This is a genomic window from Algibacillus agarilyticus, from assembly GCF_003286125.1.
Classification (GTDB): Bacteria; Pseudomonadota; Gammaproteobacteria; order Enterobacterales; family Alteromonadaceae; genus Algibacillus; species Algibacillus agarilyticus.
In genome coordinates this window covers 23,181-49,055 of sequence record NZ_QMED01000025.1, presented here as the reverse complement: position 1 = coordinate 49,055, position 25,875 = coordinate 23,181, and the positions used below count along the sequence as shown (strand labels likewise).

The 25,875-nt window shown below is 38.4% G+C and carries 12 protein-coding genes; 7 read left to right on the top strand and 5 right to left on the bottom strand.

The features are described 5' to 3' along the window. Nucleotides 1–191 precede the first annotated feature (191 nt). Complete coding sequence (locus tag DPX34_RS16550) at nt 192–3,230, top strand: putative Ig domain-containing protein (RefSeq protein ID WP_111979561.1); 3,039 nt, start codon at nt 192–194, stop codon at nt 3,228–3,230. A gap of 150 nt (nt 3,231–3,380) precedes the next feature. On the opposite strand, the gene uilS is transcribed toward DPX34_RS16550, so the two are convergent. Both uilS and DPX34_RS16540 read right to left on the bottom strand, forming a co-directional pair. Further along, nucleotides 3,381–4,256, bottom strand: a complete 876-nt coding sequence (gene uilS, locus DPX34_RS16545) for a UilS family quorum-quenching N-acyl-homoserine lactonase (protein WP_111979560.1) — start codon at nt 4,254–4,256, stop codon at nt 3,381–3,383. 103 nt (nt 4,257–4,359) lie between these two features. Then, nucleotides 4,360–6,573 carry an alpha-L-rhamnosidase-related protein gene (locus tag DPX34_RS16540; protein ID WP_111979559.1) on the bottom strand — a complete coding sequence of 738 codons (2,214 nt, stop codon included), beginning with the start codon at nt 6,571–6,573 and terminating at the stop codon, nt 4,360–4,362. A 378-nt stretch (nt 6,574–6,951) separates the two neighbouring features. Between DPX34_RS16540 and DPX34_RS16535 the strand changes: the two genes are divergently transcribed. Then, nucleotides 6,952–9,015, top strand: coding sequence for a methyl-accepting chemotaxis protein (locus DPX34_RS16535; protein WP_111979558.1), 2,064 nt, complete (start codon nt 6,952–6,954; stop codon nt 9,013–9,015). 180 nt (nt 9,016–9,195) lie between these two features. Here DPX34_RS16535 and DPX34_RS16530 read toward each other — a convergent pair whose 3' ends face one another. Continuing rightward, nucleotides 9,196–10,989 carry a sulfatase family protein gene (locus tag DPX34_RS16530; protein ID WP_232824776.1) on the bottom strand — a complete coding sequence of 598 codons (1,794 nt, stop codon included), beginning with the start codon at nt 10,987–10,989 and terminating at the stop codon, nt 9,196–9,198. Between the two features lie 137 nt (nt 10,990–11,126). Beyond that, the gene (locus DPX34_RS16525) at nt 11,127–11,483 is read right to left on the bottom strand and encodes a hypothetical protein (protein WP_111979557.1); all 357 of its coding nucleotides are present in this window, start codon (nt 11,481–11,483) and stop codon (nt 11,127–11,129) included. 452 nt (nt 11,484–11,935) lie between these two features. Here DPX34_RS16525 and DPX34_RS16520 point away from each other — a divergent pair, with 452 nt between their 5' ends. The 5 genes from DPX34_RS16520 (at nt 11,936) to DPX34_RS16500 (ending at nt 23,041) form a co-directional block, all read left to right on the top strand. Beyond that, the gene (locus DPX34_RS16520; RefSeq protein WP_111979556.1) at nt 11,936–13,636 is read left to right on the top strand and encodes a BNR-4 repeat-containing protein; all 1,701 of its coding nucleotides are present in this window, start codon (nt 11,936–11,938) and stop codon (nt 13,634–13,636) included. A gap of 292 nt (nt 13,637–13,928) precedes the next feature. Further along, a complete protein-coding gene (locus DPX34_RS16515) occupies nt 13,929–15,314 on the top strand; it encodes a tetratricopeptide repeat protein (RefSeq protein WP_111979555.1) in 1,386 nt (461 codons plus the stop codon). Between the two features lie 153 nt (nt 15,315–15,467). Further along, nucleotides 15,468–16,931, top strand: a complete 1,464-nt coding sequence (locus DPX34_RS16510) for a BNR-4 repeat-containing protein (protein ID WP_111979577.1) — start codon at nt 15,468–15,470, stop codon at nt 16,929–16,931. 373 nt (nt 16,932–17,304) lie between these two features. Continuing rightward, on the top strand, nt 17,305–19,722 hold the full coding sequence (locus DPX34_RS16505; RefSeq protein WP_198673732.1) for a PAS domain S-box protein: 2,418 nt from the start codon (nt 17,305–17,307) through the stop codon (nt 19,720–19,722). Between the two features lie 367 nt (nt 19,723–20,089). Next, complete coding sequence (locus DPX34_RS16500; protein WP_111979553.1) at nt 20,090–23,041, top strand: Ig-like domain-containing protein; 2,952 nt, start codon at nt 20,090–20,092, stop codon at nt 23,039–23,041. A 334-nt stretch (nt 23,042–23,375) separates the two neighbouring features. Here DPX34_RS16500 and DPX34_RS16495 read toward each other — a convergent pair whose 3' ends face one another. Continuing rightward, nucleotides 23,376–25,781 (bottom strand): alpha-L-rhamnosidase-related protein, encoded by a 2,406-nt coding sequence (locus tag DPX34_RS16495; RefSeq protein ID WP_111979552.1) that lies wholly within the window; start codon nt 25,779–25,781, stop codon nt 23,376–23,378. Nucleotides 25,782–25,875 lie beyond the last annotated feature (94 nt).

Here is a 25,875-nt window from a genome sequence, read left to right as displayed (position 1 = left end):
TAGTTTTATAACAAATATAATAAGGTTATTTATGTAAGATATAAGTGGTTTTTTATGTATTTAAGGGGAATAATCAAAAACCACTTGGGACATTCGTTTGTTTCATTTATCCTAACGCCGCAAATAACTTATTGTTTTGTCTGCCTTGTTACAGTCCATAACAATTTCAAATTTTAAAGGGTATTTTAATTATGAAAAAACACACGACCCCAGATTACAGGTATAAAAAAAAATACCAGTTGTTACGCTCAACTGCTTCTTTAATTTTAACCGCCTTTATAACTACGGGGAGCTTTTCAGTACATTCAACTCAAATCAGTATAGATGATTTTGAGTCTGATTTAGGTAATTGGACTAATGTCTCTTCAGGCGATAATAAAAATTGGCTAAGAGATAATAACGGGACACCATCAAGTAATACAGGCCCAGCAAGTGGTGCTGAGTCTAGTAATTATTATGTATATTTAGAAACTTCATCGGGTCATGCTTATACAAAAGGTGATACTGCTATATTACAAAGCCCTCTAATTGAAGATGGAGCTACTGAGTTAATTTTTAATTACCATATGTATGGTAGAGAAATTGGTACTTTAGCGATCGATGTTCTAGAAGGTGGATCCTGGATAAATAATATTTGGTCACTTGCAGATCAACAGCAATTAAGTCATAACTCCGATTATGAAGAAGTAAAGGTGAACTTAAACCAGTTTACTGTTTCTCAGTTACGATTTAGAGCGACTGCTAAAGGTGGATATCGTGGCGATATAGCTATCGATAATATTACTATTCTTAATAATCCCATTGAACCTGTAGCACCTGTGTTTAATGAGAACTTGATAACAAAACCAGCCGCTTTTCAAGATTTTTTATACAGTGATAGTCTAATTAATGATGCTAGTGATAAAAATGGCGATACATATTCTTTCACTAAAGTTTCGGGGCCTGAATGGTTACTTATTCAAAGTGATGGCTCTATAAGTGGGATCCCGACCCAGCAGGATCTTGGGAACAACCAATTTGTAGTTAATGTTTCAGATGGTGAGCTAAGTTCGACAGCCAACATTGTCGTTTATGTTAATAATAAATCTGTTCCGGTTCCACTGTTCAGAGATGATTTTGAAACTGACTTAGGTCATTGGGCTAACACATCACTTGGTGATAATAATAATTGGACTTTGCACCATAACAGTACACCTTCAAATTATACCGGTCCGTCAGGAGGTGGTAATACTAGCAACAACTATATTTACTTAGAAACATCTTCTGGGCATGCTTATTCAAAAGGTGATACTGCTTTTTTAGTTAGCCCTCTACTTTCCAATGAAAATATAAAATTGAAATTTCAATATCATATGTATGGAAGTGATATTGGTTCGCTTGCTGTTGATGTATTGAGCTTTGGTGAATGGATCAATGATGTATGGTATTTATCTGGGCAACAGCAAAATGGACATTCCGAAAGTTACATCGATACTGAAGTTGACTTAAGCAGTTATACCGTTTCTCAGTTAAGGTTTCGTGCAATTGCAGATGGTAATTATCGGGGTGATGTGGCTTTAGATAATATTAGTATATTAATGCAGCGCCCAGCAGACCTTGACCAAGATCATGATGGAATTAATGATACTCAAGATTTATGTTCTAATACGCCTACTAATGAAGTCGCAAACATTGAGGGTTGTTCTCCTTCTCAGCTTGATACAGACAACGACGGTATATCAGATGCATTAGAGTTGATTAATGGAACCGACCCATTCGACCCCGATACTGATAACGATGGCGTTAATGATGCTGAAGATCTATGTGCAAATACGCCCGCTGGCGAAGTAGTTGATGTAGATGGATGTATTCCTGTTCTTATCGATTCAGATAACGACGGTGTTTCTGATGCTGTGGAGTTGATTAATGGAACTGACCCTTTAAACCCCGATACGGATAACGATGGCGCAAATGATAATGATGACTTTGCTCCACTGAGTGCGCAGTACAGTTTTGATAGTGACCGAGATGGTATCCCGATGGAATGGGAATACCGATACGCATTTTTAGCCGATGATAATCACCTTGACGGCGCGCTTGATGAAGACGGCGATGGTTTAAGCAATGTCGCTGAATTTTTAGCGGGTACCGATCCCGAATTATCAGATAGTGACCATGACGGCGTAGATGATGGTTATGATATTGCACCGAATAACCCAGTCTATAAACATGATTTTGATAATGACGGTATACCGAATGCATGGGAAGTGTTGCATGGTTCCAATGACTATGATGGAAACGACGCGACAGCGGATATGGACGGAGATGGTTTAACAACTCTAGAAGAATTCTTAGCGGGAACCCACCCCGCCGTTGCGGATAGCGATGGCGATGGCGTTAATGATCATGATGATTTTGCCCCGACTGACCCGGTTTATAGCCTTGATACTGACAAAGATGGGATCCCGGCCGTTTGGGAAGCGTTGTTTGGTTTAAGTGACACAGACAGTCAAGATGCGACAGGCGATAGTGATGCGGACGGTTTCAATAATATCGCTGAGTTTTTAGCGGGCACAGACCCCACAAAAGCGGATACGGATGGCGACGGTGTTGTTGATGGCAGTGATTTTGCGCCTCTCAATTCAGCTTATCAATACGATGTTGATAATGATGGATTACCGTATGCATGGGAAGAGCAGTATGGCTTTTCAGATATAAGCGCGAATGATTCTTTTACCGATACGGATAGCGACGGGCTGAATAACGTTGCAGAGTTTGCAATAGGCACCAACCCAGTAGAAGCTGACACGGATAACGATGGCGCAAATGATAATGATGACTTTGCTCCATTGAGTTCGCAGTACAGTTTTGATAGTGACCGAGATGGTATTCCGATGGAATGGGAATACCGATACGCATTTTTAGCCGATGATAATCATCTCGACGGCGCGCTTGATGAAGACGGCGATGGTTTAAGCAATGTCGCTGAATTTTTAGCGGGTACCGATCCCGAATTATCAGATAGTGACCATGACGGCGTAGATGATGGTTATGATATTGCACCGAATAACCCAGTCTATAAACATGATTTTGATAATGACGGTATACCGAATGCATGGGAATCGTTGCATGGTTATAATGACTATGATGGAAACGACGCGACAGCGGATATGGACGGAGATGGTTTAACAACTCTGGAAGAATTCTTAGCGGGAACCCACCCGGCTGTTGCGGATAGCGATGGTATTTAAGTTTGATCTAATACAGTCTCGTTTATAATATGTTCAGTAATATTAAGGGCTGCAGAGTGGTGTTATACTCAGCAGCCTTTTTTCTCTACTCTAATACTCGCTCTAGTATTAGTTTTGTGGTGTTGTTAAGCGTTTCGCTGAACTAAAATATTACAAATATTTTTTTAACCAGTTTAATTGTTCGTTGATTACTCGATCGAAACATTCACCTGCGTAGAGCTGGTAATGGCTTGCTGATTTTTCAATATAAAGGGCTTTGGGTTCGTTGGCTAAATCGTATAATGCCTGTGACTCGGCTAATGGGTTAACACTGTCGTTTTCAGCGGCAACAATCAATAATGGCACTTTTACATTCGCCACGACGGTTTCGGGCTTATGTTGTATTGTTTCCCAAATAGTTAAAAAGGGGATTTTGATGCCTAAGGCCGGAAATTCGTCTTTATAATCGCGGTAAAATTGTTGTGATTGCTCATCACTTAGCACTTTAGAAATTGGCACCATCATTTCTTTACCGGTTTTGGCTTTTTTATCACGCATTTTTTCTAATGTGCCAATAAATTTAGCTTTGTCTTCTGCTGACATCGAGTCTGTTATCACTCTTTCACCATTAGCAAAGGCGAGTTGGCATATTACTGTTTTGATTTTAGGTAAAGCAGCGGCGGTAATAATAGCATTCGCGCCACCAAACGAACTCCCCCATAACGCAATTCTATCGCTATCAATGGCTTTGTGTTCGCTTAACCAACTAACCGCTGCTTTAATATCTTCTATTTGTAAGGCGGGCACCAAACGGCCTGTTTCGCCTTCACTTTCACCAAAACCACGGTAATCAAATGTGAGCGCGGCATAACCTGCGTTAGCAAATGCTTGTGCGTACGCGGGTAGCAATAATTCTTTTACGCCGCAAAAACCATGGCATAAAACAACAACGGGTAATGATTTTTCTGTTTTATCGATTTGTTCGGGTAAGTATAAGTTGCCTGCGAGTTTTGCACCCTGAGATGCGAATTGAATAGTTTGAAACACATTAAATCCTTATTATGAAATATTGAGAGCACTATAACAAAAAGGTATAGATTTATATCCCCTAATTGTCAGTGGTAATTAAAATCATAACAAAGTTTAGGTTTTACTGGGTGCTACTCGCGTTATAAACAAGTTTAAGTTTGTATTCGCCTGGTGGAAAATCATCATTAATTAAACGTCCGGTTAGTGCATCAAAATCAACGGGGCTGTTGTTGATGACAACCGATTTAATGTGTTTTCCTTCAGCAAAAGGCAAACTGACAATGGCATTTGAATTATTGGGTACGGTAAAGTGTAATGTGACAGACTGTCCTAATACTTGCTCCGCTTTAATATTAATGGGGCCTTTTATACTGGGTACTTTACCTTCTGCTAAGGTTAGATCTGCAAGTTGAGGTGCAATACTGAAGGTTGAAAAACCGGGCGCTAAAGGACGAACACCTAAAATAAATCGACCAACAATATTCCCCGGTACTGCACCCCAAGCATGATTCCAATCTTGGTTGGGTTTAAATTTATCGTCCCAAGCTTCAAGCGTGATCGTTGACCCCACTCTTATCATGTTAAACCAACTGCGAATGCCTTTGGATGTTAACAATGATAAAGCGTGTGCTGATTCATTAGTCAAATACAAAGCTTCGAGTAAATATTGCGCAAAATAAACGCTCACGGCCATTTTTTTTGCTTTAATAAAAGTAATCACATTAGCTTTTCTTTTATCAGGCACTAAACCAACCGCTAAAGGCAATATGTTGGCATGAGCTGAACTGTGATTAGATCCGACACCATCGCGGTATAACCCGGTTTGCTGATCAAATAACTGTTGATTAAAAGCTTGGTAGAGTCTTTTTGCCCGTTTTTGATAAATAGCCGCATCGTGTTGATAACCCAGTGCTTTAGCTATTTGTACCATTTGGTTTAAATTTAAATAGTGAAAAGCATTAACAACGGTATTGATTTTTTTAAATTCAAAACCATCCCGTTCGTTCGGTGGCCAATCCACAATATCACGATTTTTTGCCCGTTTTTGAATAGGGAAACTCTCTAATAAACCGTCATCGTTGGCTAAATTTAAAAAAGCTTTATCGGTTTTCAATTGTTTATAAAATTGTTTCAGTGATTCAAGGTCCCCCGTATACTGCCAATCTGTCCAAGCCATCATAATGGAATGTTGTTTCCATTCTGTAGGCCATGTTTGATGATCCATGAGATACTCATGTGAATAACGAGCTAGCGAATATTCGTCGTCAACTAGATAGTGCGATAATTGATTTATATACGCATCAGCTTCATAAGGTATGCGTTCACGATCACCATCGACATATATACCGGCAAAGCTTGTTGCTTTCATGCTGTATTTCGATAAATCCCAAATCGCGTTTAAAGTTTGATCACTTGAATTAAAGTAAGACGCATGTTCATTAAAAGGATAATGCAACATCACTTGCGTAGCCTGAATATTTGAAATGCTGAGTTCACCGGGATCGATTTCAACATATCTAAAAGGGCTAATACGGCCAAATTGCGCGGGGATCGCAATCGCTTTATTGGCTTTGGTATTACGCTTATCTCGCGGAGGATGCACGGCATACACATCTTGTTTGGCATTAACCGCTAATGGCACTTGGTAATATCGCACACTTGATTTGTTGTTTGTGACTTGCAGTGCGCCCTGATCATCGCCGCGTTCAGATAAAATAACGTTTATGTTTCCTGCTGCTGTACTGGTTAAAGTAAGCGCTAAATAACCAAATCCCACTTTACCAAAATCAATTAAGTAATTGCCTGATTTTAGTTTTTTGATGTATTTAGCCGGCACATTGCTGGTGGTTAAAGGATGTTGGCTTGCAAACGCATTCATTTTTTTAGCTGTTTTAAATAGTTGTGGTGCAGACCAAGCACTTTCAATCGTTTGCAATTGTGATGATTGTAACCAAACCTTGACTCGCCATTGGTAAGTTGTATTGGGCGTTAATGGTTTGCCTTGGTATGAAACCGCAGCAGATTGACCAGATTGTTGTTGGCCAGAATCCCACCAGGGTTGTGATTGATATGCTTGCTGGGTGGTTAAATCCCATAACTGTATTTGATAAGCCGTTTGCGCTGCATAATTCTGTTCAGCGTTGACCGCCCAACTAAATTCAGGTGCTTTATCATTGATATTGAAAACCTGAGTGCCTTTTAATAATTCGATTCGTAAATCATTGGGTTGAAAAAAATAGGATGGCTGTATTGTGCTTATTTGCTGACAACCCACCAATATAAAAACAATGAAAAGGTAAAGACTTTTGCGGCTTCGAATCAATAAAGTAGGCATATGTATTGTTAAATTTCACTTAGATAAAATAGCTAATAATCAACTAATAATTACAATCAGTCATAATAGGTTAAATGTAAGGTTATCTAGTTGCTTTGGCAACGTGAATTTATTACTAATTCTTATAATTGACTTATTATCCGTATCAATCTACTTGTTGTGAATTACGTTATACCCAATTTACTCGGGGTTATTCAACTGACTGCCTGTTTTTATAAGGGTGTGTGTGTTCTTATCGGTATAACAATCTTACTAAATCACATGTGGTGTTTTACTTTTTATATTAGGTCATATATGTTTATATAGTGCTTTGTGTAGTCATTTGTGTTGTGTCATTGTCGATTCTAACGGATTGGTTCTAGGGGTTGTAAATTAAAGATGAAAATAATTAGTCAGATAAAAATAAAAACGCGAATATTGCTTTTAGTAGCTATCCCATTAATTGCGACCCTTGTTTTAGCATTAGAGAAATTAGGCAATGCCCAAAGTGAATTGACCAATACTCAACAATTAGAAATGCTGCAAAAATACGTATATACCGCTTCGCCCTTACTTTCAGCCATACAACAAGAATTAATGTATACCAAAATGTATCTTGGGCCTGGCAGCTCAAGTGATGAAACGGGAATGGAATATGAACAGGATATGTTAAACACCCGAGAGCCTGTTGATAGAGCCATTAAAAAATACCATAACTTTATTAATGACAAATCGAAATACGCACAATTTAGCCAATTTGTTAAAGACATAAATCAAGTTAAACAATCATTGCAAGGGTTAACAATTGCAAGGGATCTAGCTGACAAACGTTTAAAAAAATTATTGAATACCCCTGAAATGAATCGAACTGGCAAATATACTTGGACGATTCTTTCTTACCAAAAAATAGTAAAAAGTTTAAAAATATCGACTAATCAGGTCGTTTTATTAGCCGCTAAAAACGAGCGGCTTTCATTACTGACCAACGCACTTAAAAATTTAATTTATGCGCAAGATAGTTCAATTCAATTAGTAGGTGATATCTATCGTGGTATTACAGGTGATTTAACCGTAAAATTTTTTGGTGATATTGTTAAAAGAACGGCACTAGAAGCCAATTTTGTTGACAATTTTGTTCGTTTTTCAGATGTTGAAAGCGTCTCTTACTTTCGTAAAAACTTAACCGATACCGATGCTTATATATTTGCCAATAAGCAATATACATTGATAGGCCGTAAATCAGATAATTATGTTAACAAACAAATTGATCTTAATGTTGACGAGTGGCTTGATATCGGCGGCGAAATTAACTCAAGTTATGAAAACGTATTAGATCACACCCTAAACAAAATTGATGAAGCTAAAAACCAAGTTATAGATGAAGCGGAAAGTCAGGTTTATCAAACCTTAATTTTGATTATTATTTTAGTCATTGTACTCGCTCTCATTTCGATCAAGATTATTATTAGTATTAATACCCCCTTAAAAGCTTTAATACGAGACTTAGATAATTTAGCTTCAACTAAAGACATGACGCTTCGCAGCCACATTGAAGGAAAAAACGAATTAAGTTTAGTTGGGCAAGCATTTAATTCTTTGATTACAACGTTTGAGCACACTTTATCAAGCGTGCGCGAAAAAATTGTGTCGTTAGATTCTATTGCTAAAGACGTTTCAAAATCGATGAATGAATCGATGCGTTTAATTGATAACCAAAAAGATGCCACCGACAACATCTCGGTGGCGGTTAATGAAATGACAACCACTATTTATGAAGTGTCTAAAATGGCCACAGGTACATCAGAGAGTGTGCAGCGGGTTTATGATATTTCAGTGAATAGTGAAGTTGATGCCGATCAAACTAAGCAAACGATCGATAACTTGATTTTAGAATTAGGCGACACGAGTAAATTGGTGACTAATTTAAATACCGAAGCTAATAACATTAGTCATGTTTTACAAGTGATTAAAGGCATATCAGAGCAAACTAATTTATTGGCACTTAATGCCGCTATTGAAGCCGCAAGAGCGGGTGAAATGGGCCGTGGTTTTGCTGTGGTAGCAGATGAAGTTCGCAATTTATCTAAACGCACGCAAGACTCAACCGAGCAAATCCAAGTTCAAATTGAAAGCTTAATTAATGGCGCAATGCAGGCCACATCTAAAATGGAAACATTGCAAAGTAATGGTCAAGCGGCTGTTGATATTGTTGAAAAGAGCACGGGTGCCTTTAGTGTTATTAAAACTGAACTTGATCAAATATCTGATATGTCGAATCAAATTGCGGTTGCCGCCGAAGAGCAAACCAATGTGGCTGCTGAAATTAATGAACGGATCCATAGTGTTAAAGACGACTCTGATGCAATGCATAATCAAAGCAAAGAAACATTATCGTCAATCGAAGTGTTATCTAAAAATGGTGATCAGTTAATGGATAATATATCTGTTTTTAATTTTAAATAATGGACGAGTGAGACAGTAAAACGTTACCCACGTTGATAGCTTGAACGATAAATAACAGCTTAGGTTATAAAATAAAGGGTTTAAACTTGAGAGGTTTAAACCCTTTATTTAATTGAGATGTTAAATACAAAAGGTTGTACACGTCGTTGCAACGTTAAGCCCCCTTTGCTCATTAATATGTTATTGGCTAATGACTGCACTTTCGGCATAGCCGATACGGTGTGCAATGGTTTGTAATGTTGCGCCATCGGGTAGCTTAAAAGGGTGTTCATATATTTGCCAAGCATGAGTTGTTTTGCCTGATTTTGTTATTATTTTATACCCTATCGATGCGCCTTGTGTTTGACTGCTAATAACGACAAGTCCCTGCTTAAGGTTTATAACGGGGTCGGCGGTTACAGGCATTATGTTGCTGCCTTGCCACATGTCGTTAATCATTTGTTTTTCTGGGTAACCTGGATTATCACCAATTTGTGCTAACCACCGATCCATTTCATTGCTTAATGTTTGCATTTGGGCTTTATATTTTGGGTTAGCCGATAAGTCATTCAACTCATGCGGATCTTCCCATGTATCAAATAATTCGTCTCTATTTTTGTTTGGTCTAAACCAAAGAGCTTGTGCTTTTGTTAATTTACCCGCGTCTCGTAATCTTAAAAGTTCTTGCATGGTTGGGATCTTTTCACGATATTGCAAAGACAGGTAATAACCTTTTTCAGGTTTATAATTGCGAATATACTTATAACGCTTGTCTTTTACGGCTCTGATCACATCACTATCGTCATCAAAACGATCTGCCGCTGCATGTATATACTGACGTTTGTTGTCGGCATTATTAATAAAACTTTGCCCGTGCATATGTTTAGGAATTTTGGCGCCAACCATACTTAATGTTGTTGGGGCAAAATCAATAAAACTAATCAGCTGATCATCGGTTGTACCGGCCATTCGACCATCTGGATAGCGAATAATTAAAGGAACTTTTAACCCTGAATCATAGGTTAAACGCTTTTGGCGAGGAAGCGGACCACCGTGATCACTATAAAATACAATAATCGTATTATCTAATAAGCCATCGGCTTTTAAATCGCCCAATACCGCACCAATTTGGCGATCAGCTTCGGCCAAATTATTATACATTTTCCAAAAATCGCGTTGCACAACCGGTGTATTGGGTAAGTAGGGTGGAATAGTTGTAAATTCGGTATCTTTTGGTAAATGCACTGGGCTATTTTCTTCGGTCGTTTTTTTAGGTCTCGCTTTATGTAATTCGACCGCTTTTTCAGCATTCGCCCCGTGGTAATGGCGCTCTTCAATACGACGGATCCCATAAGGTTCGAATAAACCTGATTCATGAGTGGTCGTAAAATTCATAATAGAGAAAAAGGGTTGGTCATTATGAGGTCTATTACGCCAATGTGCGGTAATACCACTTTCATGCCAAGCCGTTGGGGGGGCTTTAAATTGATAGTCGGTTTTATAATTATTAGTCGTGTAATAACCGGCCAATCTCATGTAATGACTTAACATTTTAGCTTCAGGTGGTGGTAATGCGGCGTATTTAGGTAAACCTGTTACCTGAGTATAAGAACTAACTCGCATATTATTTGCACCAATGGCAGTCGGGTACATGCCTAGCGCGAGAGCCGCTCGACTTGGCGCGCATACACCCGAAGGTGAATAAACATTCGTATATTTAACGCCTTCGTTTGCTAACTGTGTGATGTTGGGTGTTTTTACCGTATGGTCACCATAAACTTCTAAAATAGGGCTCATATCTTCAAGTACAAGCCATAGAATATTCGGTTGTTTTGTTGCATTTATGCTTGCTGTAGTGGGTGGGCTCAGCTTATTTTGTGGTTTTGGTTCAGAGCACGCGGTTAATAACGTAACCGTTAACATTAATGTTAATTGAACTAACCGGTTATAAATAAATTGCCGGAGTAAATTTGTTTGCACTGTGCTGTTGTTCATGTGCTTAATCTCTCTTGTTATTGATTATTTTAGCGCACAGCCATATGGATACCCATGTTAACTTGGCTATAGGGTTACAATGTTAGTTTGTCACCCTATACATTCATTAATGCGCTTATGTTTTTTAAACTAGCGTGTTACCAATCAATTTTTGTTAAATTAATCGCTTTAATGGTTTTTAACGTTACCTTACCTTTAGGTATATTAAGGCCAATTTTAAATAAAATGGTGCCACCAATACCGGCATCAGCCATGGCCTCTAAATAGTTTGCTTCAATTTCTTTCGACATGTTGTCATTCATTACATGATACCAAGTGAGTGGTTTGTTATGGGCGGAGGGCTGTTTAAACGGCTGCAACATTGCAGATGCTGAGCGAGTTGTCAGCTCTAAAGGTGCTTGATTTGATGTTTGATCTGCGCAACTAATCAGGGTTGTTAATGTAGCGATTGCCAGTACATTGGCTGTTCGTTTTAATTTGGATAAAAGCAGCATGAGGTTTGTTCCGTTATCTGAATTAAATAATGCGGTAACGCATTTTGATATACAAAGAACAGACAGCTGTAGGTGAAATTGATACCGTTTGAATTTAAATTTATTTATTAGGGCGTGTTTAAATAACTAAAAGCCTGTTTAACCGCTAATTATAGTCTTCTCGCTCAGGTTTTATGGTTCATTGTCAGCGCTTACTCTCGACTTTGGCTCCTGCGTCGTTCTAACACCTAAATCCATTTAGGCGGCCTCAATCACATAGTAGCGCATATGCTCATGGCGTCTGGAACTAGAAACCTACCCCTAAAACCTAGCCCTAAAACCCGATCGCTTTAATATAGTTAAATCTATGATTAATATTGATTATAAATGATAAATAATTAGTGGTTATGTTTAATTGTTGTGTTATTGTTAACAGATGTTATTGCAAACTATAAATGATTAGAGCGTGAGCCATGATTAAAAAATTAAAATATGCTTTATTATCTGCCTTAGCGGCTTCAATGTTAAATGCTTGTACACTATCGCCCATGAGTGAACAGCCTAAAAGTAGCTCGCTTAACAGCGCTATTGATCAATCTTTTTTTGAAAAAAGAGCTGAACTGATAACTAAATATTCAAGCGAAGACAATACCTTTGCGGCCTTACAAACAGAACAACGTTTAGCTACAACCTATCCAAGTGAATATTGGCGCTGGCGTATCGATCAATATTTGTATGGCCAATACCCTGAGTATCAACCTATCTATGATGCATTTACTGAGGGTAAACAGTTTAATGAAATATATGATTTACCTAAAGAAAGTTTAGGTAAAAAATGGGTAAAACCCACAAAGCTTCCTGCTATTCCTAAAGCGGCTTTTACTGATAACTTGCCGGGTAACGCCTATACCGGTTGGCACCAATTAGTGGGTAATAAAATCTATACGGTTTATCAAGGTCATTTAACTGACCCTTATGTCGCTAGTTATGATTTAGAAACGAAAGAATGGGATGGTCCTTATAAAGCAGGGCACAGCACTTTATCTAAAGGTGAGCGAAAAATCGATAGCCATGGTCGACCTATTATTGAGGTTGATAATCAAGGGTATGTGCATATCGTGTTTGGTGGTCATGGCGGTGAACGAGAAGACGGTTTAAACCCATTTTCTATTGATACGCCACATGCGGGTGGCAGAATGACACATGTGGTGTCGGCTAAACCCAATGATTTAAGCAAATTTATCGTAAAAGATGATATCACACCGTTTGCCTCTTACACGGCAAGTTACAAAATGGCTAACGGAGATATCTATTTTTTTACGCGCGCGGGTACGCATAAATCACCTTGGGTTTATTACAAAATGAAAAATGGCTCTCAAACATTTGAGCCTCCCGTTAAAATTACGTGGCCGACACCACAAAAAAATGACCCGATAACGGTTGATACGCATTATATAAACCCTTTAAAAGTATCGGATACTGAAATTGTGATCACTTCGCTTTGGCATGCGTGTAATTTTAATGAAACACATGACAAAACTAACTATGGTCGCTTAAATTTATATTATATGAAGCTTGATACCACTACGGATACTTTCTATAACGCCCATAATGAAAAGTTAAACTTGCCATTAACATTGGCCGACACGAACAAACACACGTTGGCTTATGATTCAGAAAAAGCGCAAGAAATAAGCTTTGGCACCAAACCTTTAATTCTTGATGATGGCCGAACAGGCGCCGCTTATGAAGCAAGGGGCGAAGGCTACCGAGAATGGCGTATGGCGTTGTTTGAAGAGGGTAAATGGACTCATGGTCATCCTATGCCTGGGACGGTAAACCAAGTTGTACATGAAGAAAATGGTAATCGAATTAAACGCGTTTATTCACTTCAAGTTATCAAACAAAAAGGGCGTTCAGCAACCGCTGCGGTGGCTTACCGTAATGCTAAAGGCGAAAATGTATTTGGTATTGCTAAGCAAATCTCTGCTTCGGGTGATAGCAAAAAATGGCAAATTCAAAAAACTCACTTTAGTATCGCAAAAGCAAAAATACAGATGAGCCCTGTTAAAAATGAGCGTGGTGATGTTGTTGCACTCATCATCAATGTAAGAAAAGGCAAAGCCCAGCGCTTATATTTATGGCATGACGGTGAATTTAGAGCAAATTTGTAATATATAGCCAAGTCACGTCACATGCTAAATAGGCATGTGATGTGACTTGGAGATAAGTCTTATTTGTTATTTTAAAGCCCACCCGAACGATAAACTCGAATCTTGACGTGATTTGGTATATACATAAACCGTTGTAACTTATTTTTTACAGTCCCCTGATTTTATTCATACTTGTCCATCATTTTTAGCGAATAACCCCATTTTTATGGTTACGCTAATTTATGTATTCAACATCTTAATAATGATAAAAATCATTATTAAGTGCTCGTTAAAATTAAAACAAAGGTATTTCATGACCCTATTTTCTAAATCGCTATTTATTTTTTTGTTAGTAAACTTAGCTAGTTGTTCATCGACAAATGAAACAACTAAGCAAACGATTGACTCAAATACACAGACTAAAGCGAACGCCATTATTCGGCACAAGCCACTTAACCAAGCGGCCATTATTGAATTTAATTTTGCGAAAGATATAGAAAAGAAATATGACGATTTAATGTCTTCATTTGCCAATAAAAGCAACAAAATTAACTGGCGTAGTTCAGTGATGACCCCCGGGATCGCTAAGCAAGTTTCTCATTTATTTTCTCTTATAGACAAAAACAGTACAGATGAGGTTATAAAGGCTTTTTTCACGTTAAAACTTAAATCTAAATCTAAATCTAAGTTTGATGCCGCTTTTATCAATCGAGTTATTGGCAATCTGTACGCTAAAATTGATGATTATGAAAACGGTATTTTATATTTAGAAAAATCAATATCAGGGTTCCATTTAAATAAAAATGAACATATTTCGTCGTTGAAAACGCTAATATTATTGAACATGCAACAAGAAAACCATCACAAAGCTATCGATTATACCTATGATTTACTAGCGGCTCGTGGGCACCTGACAAGTGATAATCACCTTAAATTAGCTCTCTCCTTCTATAAACTTAAGGAGTATGCCATGGCAGCGGCGGCATCGAATAAGGCTTATGTTATTGATAATAGAAATATAAAATCTTTATCCCTCAACTTATCAGCTTGGTATGACATCAAATATTATAATAACGCAGTGTCTGCCGCTCATTTAATTTTAGAAAGCGATCCAAACAATCACAAAATGATGAAAACAATATCAAATATATATTTCATGGCTGATGACTATAACAATGCGATTAAATACATGGAGTTACTATTTATCAAAAGCATAAATAGAACAGAGAAAAATATGATTAGATTAGGAAAAATGTATCGTTTAAATGGCAAACATGAACTCGCTACAGCGTTGTTAGCCGATTGTTTAAAAGAAAAAAAATGCACTGAAAATGAAAATAACTTTTCATTACTTGCTTCTTGGTATAGCGATAATGAAAACTTAAAACAAGCTGAAGCGTATTACGATAGAGCGTTTAATTTATCAAACAATTATATTTATAAAAGCTTGCTGGCACAGACATTAATTAATCATAAACAAGTTGAAGCGGCGACTAAAGCCATTAACCTCGCATTACAAAACCCGCTTGAAGATGAAGCAAAATACCATTCATATACTATCCTGGCTCGAATATTATTAGCCGAAATGAAATATCAGCAAGCTATTTTTGAAGCCGAAAAAGTACCAAGTTATTCAAAATATTATGACCATGCGCAAAAAATTATTGTTGACATAAACGGAACTCAAAATGCAAAGTGAACATAAATATATGAGTGTTTAATCGAACACTCATATTGAAATTGCTATCGTTAAAAATTTAATAACCACTAATGGGTTTTTATGGTTTAATTTGATTGACATTTATTACGGATGACTGATTTAATGGTTTCCTGTAATTTATTAAAAAAAATAATGATGCCTCTTTTATATATCTTAATTTTGAGTTGCTTTTTAGTGGGTTGTAATTTAACTCATTTACTTAACCCAACAACCTCTCAATCATCCCAAAATACCACTGATGCATACGTTGATTACTTCGCTGATAATGCATTTGGTAATCCGCTTGCAATTATTCAACACCCTGCGGGTGTTCATGTTAATGGTGTAACTTATGTTAGTTATCAAGGACCCAATACACATCCACTAGTGGCGGCTTATCACCATAAAAAACAATCTTGGTTTGGCCCTGTTCAGGCCGGGTTTAGTGATTTAGCAACCGTTTTTCAAACACGTGGAAAAATTGATAGTCATGGTAAACCCACCCTGCTAATTGATGATCTCGGTTATATTCATATTTTTTATGGTGGCCATGGTGCTGGCGCTAAATATGGTAAAAATAAATATGGTGGAGGTGGGTTAGGGCGCAATAAACATGCGATTTCTAAGCGCCCTTATGATATATCAGAATGGGAAAATTTAGATAATGTTTCGGTTTTTGGTACTTATAACCAAGCCATTAAAATGGATAATGGCGATATCTATCTTATCTATCGTCATGGTGCGCATCGAAGTGATTGGGTTTATCAAAAATCGACTGATCACGGCCGCACGTTTGACCCTGCCGTTTCTATTTTGAAGCATAAACAGCGTGCTGATATTAAGGCGACCGATAGTTGGTATATTTGGGCATCTAAAGGGCAAGGTAGTGATATTATTTTATCTTATGATTACCATGTGTGTTGGTTACGCAATGAAGGCCCCAAAGGGTTAGGGCACGTAACTCAACGTCACGACTTATACTACATGGTGCTAGATACGAAAACACAGCAATTGCGTAACATTAGTAATGAACAACTGCCCATACCGGTTACGCGAGAAATCGCAGAGCAAAAAACCTTAGTTGCCCGTACTGGTGATCACTGGACATTTAATGGCTCAGCAACGCTAGATAAGCAAGGTAACCCACATCTTGCGATTAACATTGGCGAAAATTTAGGTAAAAACACGGGGGGACCTAAACAAACTCATTATTATTATTGGACAGGAAAAGAGTGGAGCCAAGGGCAGGTTATTAACCCAACAGCAAAGCACACAAATACCGATACTCGCGGCGATTTCTATATTAATCAGCAGCAACTTACCTTTTTGTTAGGCTACAAAGACAACGATGACGGTGTGATTGCCTCGTTTACCCGCCAGCCGACAAATAATGCAGACCCTACTTTTATCAAAGAAAAAGAGCTATTACGCCGTGCAAAGGCTAACTGGGCTTTAACGGCCACAATCGAAAATGCGCATCCAGATGCTCAAATTTTGGTAGCCGAAAAACAAGCAAACAGTCAATTACACAAGATTTATTTGGTGGGAGCTAACGGCCCAATACCAAGAAAAGCGGCAGAAGCTCGTTTTAATGTAAATTCTTCAAACCAAAATTGAAGAGTGCCTTTCTAGGGCGTGTTTACCTTTGTCGTATAGATTTTGTTCAATTTCAAAGCGTTTTGATCGCGGCATTGGCTTGATGGCATAGTGGTTCTACGTCAAAAGCCAATAACAAAGAGCAAAACGTTTTGGATTGAACCCAAAGGGCAACTCATTTGCACTATTTCTACTACGCTATCGCTCTTTTATGTAGAATAACGACACTGCAATCGCTCTGCCTTGTATAAATCGTGCAAATACGGTTGCAAAAGCATACACAAAAGATCAACACGCCCTAGAATAATGAAATACATTGACCCGTAATAAGGTGATTTTAGTCTATAATTAAACCATCACGATTAATTTAAACTTAAATTAAATGAAGAGCCGCATGGAATTAAATGTCGAATTAAAGTCGATGCAAGTTGATGAAAAGCCTTTGGATTTTCCACAGTCGATAAACAATGCAGAGTTGTTAATGTTATTACAAACAACCGCAGAGCTGGCCACGGATGAAATATTTTGGATAAAAGCAGACTCAGAAATTATATATGTAAATAATGCTGTTTGTACAAAGCTTGGCTATGAAAAAAGCGACTTAATTGGTATGCGAGTGTGGGAATGGGATTTAGTTTTTTCTAAAGAAATATGGCCTAGCTTTTGGTCAGAATTAAAAACTAAAAAGCATATCGATTTTGAAACTAAACATCAATGCAAAGATGGCCATATAATTCCGGTTCGTGTTAAAGCGCATTTTATACAAAATGGTCAAGACGAACTCGTTTGTGCTTTTGTTTCGGATATCTCTGATATCAAAAACCAAGAATTAAAGCTCAAACAACAAATGCAAGAAGCCAAAGCGCTTTTACAAAGTAAGTCGGCATTATTAGAGCAAGAAAAAAGAAAATTTGAAGAGTTTGTTAATTTAGCACCTGTTGGTATTGCGATTAATCATGCATCTGATGGTAAGTTTGAATATGTAAATAACGAGTTTGGCCGTTTTACGGGTTACACCGTAGACGAACTCAATACAATGGATTATTGGCAATTAACCCCGAAAAAGTATGAACAACAAGAGCTTTTACAACTCAAAAACATGGCAGAAAAAGGTCGATACGGACCTTACCAAAAAGAATATATCCATAAAGACGGACATACTTACCCTGTTTTACTTTCAGGTATTAAAATAGTCGAGTTAACGGGTCAAGATTATATTTGGTCTGTTGTTCAAGATATATCTCAGCAAAAACAAAATGAACAAGAACTCGAAGCCGCTAAAGAAAAAGCCGATTTAAGCGCACTACGAATGAACATCGCCAATGATTCTGCCGGTATTGGTATTTGGGAATGGGATCTAAACACGAATGAGTTAATTTGGGATGAGTGGATGCACACACTTTATGGTAGGAGTAAAAAGCAATTTAGCGGCGCTTATGATACTTGGACAAGTAGTGTGCACCCTGATGATTTAGACAATGCTATCGCAAAATTATCAGATGCAATTAATGGTACAGATAAATATGACCCCGAATTTAGAGTTATTAGGCCTGATGGCCAAATTAGAACCATGAAAGCCAGTGCTGAAGTGATTAAAGATGACACTGGCAAGCCAATACGCGTTATCGGGGTTAATTATGATATCACCGAAAAAGTTGAGACGATTAGGGCGCTTGAAAAAGCTAAAATTGCAGCCGAAAATGCATCAAAAGCTAAAAGCCATTTTTTAGCTAATATGAGCCATGAAATTCGGACCCCAATGAATGCGATTTTAGGCAGTCTACAACTATTGAGCAAAAGCGGAGTTGATCCCAGTCTCACGAGTATTCTTAATCATGCCTCATATTCAGCAAAAAGTTTACTCACGGTTATTAATGATATTTTGGATTACTCTAAAATAGAATCCAACAAACTCGATTTAGAACAGCAACCGTTTTTGTTAGCTGAAGTACTTAATTCAGTGCAGCATGATCTCAATTCGCTTATCAGTACAAAGCGAATTGAATTTTTAACCATTATTGATGAAAATTTTATTGATGGCTGGGAAGGGGATGTTGTTAGGGTAAAACAAATTGTATTAAATCTAGCTTCAAATGCCGTTAAGTTTACGCACAAAGGTCAGGTTAAAATAGAAATAAGCCACGTTAACCATGGTCAAAATAACGCGATAAGCCTTAACATTACCGATACTGGTATCGGGATGAGTGAAGAAGCACAAGCTCAGGTTTTTGAACGATTTACCCAAGCGGATTCTTCTACTACCCGAAAATATGGGGGTACAGGGTTAGGTATGTCGATTTGTATTTCTCTGATTAACTTGATGGGTGGCACGATCAATTTAACCAGTGTGGTTGATCAAGGCACATGCATCGAGGTGATGTTGCCCTTAAAAGCCGTTGACGTAAAAGCAGGATGCAAGACGGGTCAATCTGCTGCCGCGCCAATACTGGTCGGGAAACGCATACTGGTTGCTGAAGATAATATGATAAACCAAGTGATTATTGAATCTATGCTAAAAGAGACACAAGCGCACGTTTCGATTGTCGAAAATGGCAAGCTCGCTTGCGACGCGATTCAAAAAGAAGATTTTGATTTGGTATTAATGGATATTCATATGCCTGAAATGGATGGCATTGAAGCTCAACAAAAAATTAATGCGCTAAAAAGCCATATTCCCGTTATTGCGCTTACCGCTAACATTATGGTTGAAGATGTAAAAGCTTATATAAAACAAGGTTTTGTATCGCATGTAGGCAAGCCAATTGATATGAATGAACTTTATCGTGTTTTGCATGATTATATCCCCAAGTGACGGGGGTATTTTATGAAACCAATATAGTGTGTACTAAGGTGACTTTTTCCTTTTAAAACGTTACGTGTAATTAGCTTTATTACACGTAATGTATTTCACATTAATGATCTTTCATTTAATTCCTTCTCTCTATAAACGACTCTATTTATCTCACCTCCTGCAATAAACAAGCTAACGTCCTTTTTCTATCAATATCAATTAGATAAAGCCATCACATTTAATTCGACCTTTTAAGTCACATTAGGTCTTAATTGATCCAAATGTGTCTTTTGTTGTAATTGTACTTTATATGTTAAGTTTTATATGACAGAATGTGGCTTATTTTGATTTGTATTGTTAATATAAAAGTAATTAGGTTGTTTCATTGATGAATAAATATATACAAAAGAGGCTGAAATTTAAGTCTCATCTTTTATGCTTAATTGCATCGCTCTCGTCTGCTCCGCTTTACGCTAATATTGAACTCGAAGAAGAAATTTTTTTAACCGATAAAGGCTTATATTTTAACGGCGATAAAAAATCATCAACTAAAGCGGCCGAAAACGATCCCGATGTAGGTCCAGAACAATACGATTATATGTATGGCCCTGCGATCAACCCACATGGTGATTGTATTAAGGTTTACAAAAATTTTGTGTTTATGACATGGTATCGAGGTGGCAAAGATGATCGCCACGTTATGCTAACGCGTTACAATACAACAACCGGTAAAAAGGTCACTATTGAATTTCCGCACCGCCATACGGGGTATTCAAATCGTTGGTGGATTGGCGAAACGCATAATACGATCGCGATTGGGTTAAGTCCAAAAAATGAAAGTATTCACATGGTGTTTGATCAACACTCATTATCACCAACTAATCCATCAGATGGCAGTGCAGCAAATGATTACTTCAAATATTACTATTCTAAGCCTAACTCATTAACCGTACCGGATGAAGAATTTACTTTAGATCTGTTTGTCAAAGATGACTATTATGACGGCAACGATCCGGTCAATGCTAAATTTAGCCCTGCGGATGAACTTGACGAATATAAACACATCACCCTAAACGGTGAAGTTAACGCCAATAAATTTCAAGCATTATCGTATCCTAAATTTTTTACAACGAATGAGGGTGATTTATTTTTATATATGCGTAAAGGCCGTTCTCAAAATGGTAACTTTTCATATATAAGATACGATGGCGCTAAATGGCAAACAGGCTTTAAAGAATTTAACCGTAAAGAAGCTTTATCTCGTGGTAACGCATACAACTATGGTGTTTATGGCGAAATGAAATACCTCAACGGTAAAATCCGTATTGGGTTTCAGCAGCGCGCTAATGTAACCGATAAATATAAATATCAAAATGGGTTCTTTGGTGCTTATTCTGATGATCCGACGGGTCAATCTGATTGGAAAAATTATAACCACGAAACATTGAGCGAATTTCCAGTATTAAATACCGATCCCATTAAAGTTTCAGAGCCCGGCGATTTATATCCGGATGTTACCGAAACGTCTCGTCTATCAATGGTAGGTGGTTTTGATTGGACAGTAACTGATAATGATGATGTTCATTTTATCGGAAAGGTGACCGACACGATTGATCGTGCGAATACTAAGGTCGTGCACACCTACCGCAAAGGCGGTACAACTGAGTTTACGACGACAACTGATTTTGCCGGTGCTGATGAGTTATACACTTCAGGTAATGATATTTATATTATCGGTTTATCTAATGGTCGTCCTTATATCGATAAAGCGCCGGGTGGTACGAATGATTTTGTTCGGGTTTACGCACCTACAACCGGTAAAACCTTTTCAAAAGGTGTACCGTATATCGATGATGGCAAGCTTTATTACTATTTACTAGAAAGCAGCTCAGGTGATGCACGTCCGCTTCACTTGCAAGTTATTAATTTAGCATTAGGTGCGCAATCAGCGCCTAGCATTTCGTTTACGCAACACCCTGAAACCTTGTTGGTAGGTTACAAGCAAATCAAGGTGGCCTTAAACGCCGCTTCGCCAGAAGATGATCGAACCATTAGCAGCGTTAGTCTTTATGTAGGTGATACTTTGGTTAGCGAAATGACGAGCGGACCTTATAGTTGGGACGAATCAAACACGGTATTAGCTGGATTAGCAGCGGGCGAACATATTATTAAAGCGGTTGTAACCGATAGCCAAAACGAAACATCGGAAGAAACAATAAACATTAATGTTGTGCCACCCACACCGACTATTTCATTTAATCAGCAAAAAGTATCGCTAAGTCCGAATTACAGTGCACTTTCATTATCGGTTAACGCCAATACACCCGATCCAGCTAGAACGATTACATCGGTATCTTTGTATCTTGATAATGAATTAGTTTCTGAATTAGCAAATGGCCCCTACCAATGGACTCAAGCCGAAGCTAAATTATCAAAATTGGCGCTAGGTTCATATACCGCCAAAGCCATTGTCACGGATAGTCAAAACGAGACGGCTGAAACGACAATACAAATTAATGTCGTTGATAATACGCCTGTTGTTGCTTTTGCTCAAAATACGTTAAATTTAACCGAAGGTTACGCTAGTTTATCGCTTGATATTGCAGCATCAACACCGGTAGATAGCTTATCGATAAAACAAGTCGACTTATATATCAATAACAATTTAATCCGCAAAGAGTCTGTCGCGCCTTATGAGTGGGGTCATACTAATTCTCCAAATTCGGCTGAGTTACTTAACTTACCGATAGGTGAGCACACGTTTAAGGCGATTGTAACTGATAGTAGCGATGTAACCGCAGAAGCAACGATGCAAGTGATCGTGTCGGCAGTAGCGCCTGTGCCTACTCCGCCAACCGTTAGTTTTAGCGCAATGCCAACAGATTTAACCGAAGGGTATAGCAGTATTGCGGTTTCAACTTCTGCGGCCGCTACCACGCCAGCTGCATCGATTGAACATGTCGCTTTATATGTTAATGATGTTTTAGTGTCACAAGATACAGAAGAACCTTATCAATGGACGGCAACAAGTTCAGCATTACTGGGGTTAACGGCAGGCAGCCATACCCTAAAAGCCATTGCGACCGATACCAGTGGGTTAACCATAGAAGCGCAAGCGACTATTTCGGTAGCAGAAGCGGCTATGCCTGAGCCGACTCCAGAACCTACACCCGATCCCGAACCTACACCTACACCAGAACCGACGTCTAGTCCAAGTGAAGATAATGGCAACGATAGTAACAGTGACAGTGGTGGCGGTAGCACCGGTATTTTATTCTGGGTGTTAACGTTATTATTAGTTTGCCGACGCAGCTTATTTAACGCTAAAGCGGCTAAATAAACGTGTTCATAAATAAAGCGCGTTTATGCAATTTAAGTATACAAACTCTGTTAATTTGATTGTAAGCCAGCTTTAAATAAAGAAGAGAAAATCCGATGACTAAACATCATCGGATTTTTATTTTTGTTAAGTAAAATTTTTAGTCTTTTAACACTATATACAAAGTAAAAATTGGCAAACTTAAATCATAACTTGCACTTATCATTGATGCGGGTGTAGACCGGTTTAGGTGCGAAGCGCCGTAAGCTGGATGGTAACTCATTATTTTTATTTTATACCCAAGCAACTTCAATATGCGATCCTGCATCTTGTAATCACTTGGGTATATACGTTGTTAGTTTGTCGCGTTAATTGACCAGTTACCGCTGCTAACTTCAAATTTATGATATTTGTCGTCACTACCGACAAACTTAACGCCCTCGACTGGATCTGAGCTAGACCAAAATGAAGACTTTTGCGGCCATACCGTTTCACCATTAAAATTGATTTGGGCTATTTCAAAATATTGCTTAGGCACACCCACAAGCGCGGTTGTATTTTTTGGTGAATCTAGCTGTAGGGTTATTTCATTATCCGATCGGTTGATTTCAAAATGAATATCGCCTTGTACACTCGGTACTAATTGCTTAATCCGTTTCATGTGTGCCATGTTGGGCATAATTTGATAGGTTTTCCAAGCCACTGAGGTAGGCGCTATACCGGCAATGTATTGACTTAATACGGTGCTAGGTGCATTCCATGCGTGGTTTTCAGTGCCGCCACTCGGAAGATATTCAGCTAAGGTTGATAATGCCGGGTTATCGACTTGTTTTGCGTAACGTTGCTTCATACGACTTAACGCGTCTGCATAACGATCTGCTTTTGCCATTGCGTTATATACCATCCATTCAAAGTGTGGGCTTGCAAATTGATTAGGTATTAAAACGTTATCAACAATTTGCTGATATTGCGAAGGCTTGGCTAAGTCAAAAAGTATCGCGACCGCATTGGCTCGATCATCTTTGAATTTTTCAGGGTCGCTACTGTAAAAACCGTCATGCCAAAATGCTTTTTGGTAAGCATTTTTTAATTCTTCAATGCGTTGGTTATAAAAGGGGATATGCGAATCGTCGCCAATAGCTTTTGCCATTTTACGCGCCGAAACCAATGCACTGTAATATAACGCATTGTGGATAGCATCATAATCAACCGTTTCTTGCGGTCCCCAATCGGTCCAACGCCAATGGCCGCCTCTAAACACGATCAAGCCATTATCTTGTTTTTGCCATAACATTAAGTAACGATGAACAAATGGGTAAGCATATTTAAGCGTGTCTAAATCGCCAGTATTAAAATAATAGTGCCATACACCTTGCTCAATAAATTGTAAACTTTGCGCAGGCAATTCACGAAATCGCCCCGGTCCTAAACCGGCAAAAACACCGTCTGCAGAATCACTAAAAGCCATGGTTACTTTAATCGCTTTCTTCATTAAATCGCGACCGGCTTGATCCATCGAATAGAATAAATAACTGGCTTGGTCGGCCACATCACCGATCCATAAACCGCGTTCTCTGTCTGGCGTGTCCATAAAGTTATCGCGGGCGCAAATATACAGTGTATTTTCAGCCATTTGCCAAATACGAGAATACCAATTATCGTCTGCTTCAAAATGCCCAGGTGTATTACCCACCCCGGTCCAACGGTATTTTAAACCATGCACTTTTACCCCTTTAGGGATCGTGTATTCAATAATTCGGGCATTAAACCAAGATAATGATTCGAACTGTTGACGACCTTGTTTTGTGGTATAAAACGTTTGGATCGTATTTAACCGCATGTTTGATTTAACGTGAATTTGTAAACCGGCTTCAGCTTCAATATCAAAATAAGGGGTCACATTTTTATTAAAATCTAACTTACATCTGATTTTTTTGCCGTTGCTAATAAAGGGAAATTTAGCGGCCGGGTAGTTGGTACAATTCGCTAAACCAAAATCATTTAAAATTGGAATTTCACTGGGAAATAATTGATAAAAAGGGTGGCGAGGTGGGCGGTGCATGCTTTTGGCCGATTGCCACTTTGTGTCATCATAGTTTGGTAAATACCAAGCTTGCTCAGTCCAGTCATGCATATCTTTGCGTGCGTCATAATTAACACTCCAAGCGGCCACTCGTCGATGTTTTTCTTTTTCTACGGGTTGATAAGCATGATGTTCTTTGGCCTTCCAAGTCGCGTCTGAAACAATGGTTTGATCACCCACTTGCGCTTGAAATATAAACCCTGCGACTCTTGCCGAAATGTGCGTGCCTTTGTCGCCATTAGCGCCGTAATACCAACCTAACGCGGCAATGGTATTTTTCCCTTTTTTTAAATATTTTTTAATATCAACTTGGTCGTAATATTTATTCGATGCAATCGGAAAGTTATCAACGCGCGGTGACGGTTTGACCGGCGATGGGCCGCCAGTATAACTGCCTTCAAATACGACCATTTCACCATTGATCCACAGCCAATATTTAGTATCCGCACTAATATAAGCAGTTGCCGTGTCGCTGATATTTTGAATATCGACTTCTTTACGCAGTGCGACCCATGTATTGGGCTTACCTATTTTTTGTGGTGTCCAAATCCACTCTGCTTGCCAATTGACGTTATTATTTTTCGCGCTTGCCTGAAACGACAGCAGCAACAATAAACTGGTTATTATCCCCACTATTGTTTGGGTGATTAACACCGCTCGTTTTGTGTTTGTTTTCATGATGTTTTCTCGTTTGCGTTTGTATGTTTATTGCAATCAGCTTGCACACGTTTGTGCGGGCTGATTGCGTATGTCGTTAAGCTTTAAACTTGCC

Coding starts and splice junctions, on each gene's coding strand:
- DPX34_RS16550 (WP_111979561.1), top strand. CDS start 192: ATGAAAAAACACACGACCCCAGATTACAGGTATAAAAAAAAATACCAG.
- DPX34_RS16540 (WP_111979559.1), bottom strand. CDS start 6,573: ATGCCTACTTTATTGATTCGAAGCCGCAAAAGTCTTTACCTTTTCATT.
- DPX34_RS16535 (WP_111979558.1), top strand. CDS start 6,952: ATGAAAATAATTAGTCAGATAAAAATAAAAACGCGAATATTGCTTTTA.
- DPX34_RS16530 (WP_232824776.1), bottom strand. CDS start 10,989: ATGAACAACAGCACAGTGCAAACAAATTTACTCCGGCAATTTATTTAT.
- DPX34_RS16525 (WP_111979557.1), bottom strand. CDS start 11,483: ATGCTGCTTTTATCCAAATTAAAACGAACAGCCAATGTACTGGCAATC.
- DPX34_RS16520 (WP_111979556.1), top strand. CDS start 11,936: ATGATTAAAAAATTAAAATATGCTTTATTATCTGCCTTAGCGGCTTCA.
- DPX34_RS16515 (WP_111979555.1), top strand. CDS start 13,929: ATGACCCTATTTTCTAAATCGCTATTTATTTTTTTGTTAGTAAACTTA.
- DPX34_RS16510 (WP_111979577.1), top strand. CDS start 15,468: ATGATGCCTCTTTTATATATCTTAATTTTGAGTTGCTTTTTAGTGGGT.
- DPX34_RS16505 (WP_198673732.1), top strand. CDS start 17,305: ATGGAATTAAATGTCGAATTAAAGTCGATGCAAGTTGATGAAAAGCCT.
- DPX34_RS16500 (WP_111979553.1), top strand. CDS start 20,090: ATGAATAAATATATACAAAAGAGGCTGAAATTTAAGTCTCATCTTTTA.
- DPX34_RS16495 (WP_111979552.1), bottom strand. CDS start 25,781: ATGAAAACAAACACAAAACGAGCGGTGTTAATCACCCAAACAATAGTG.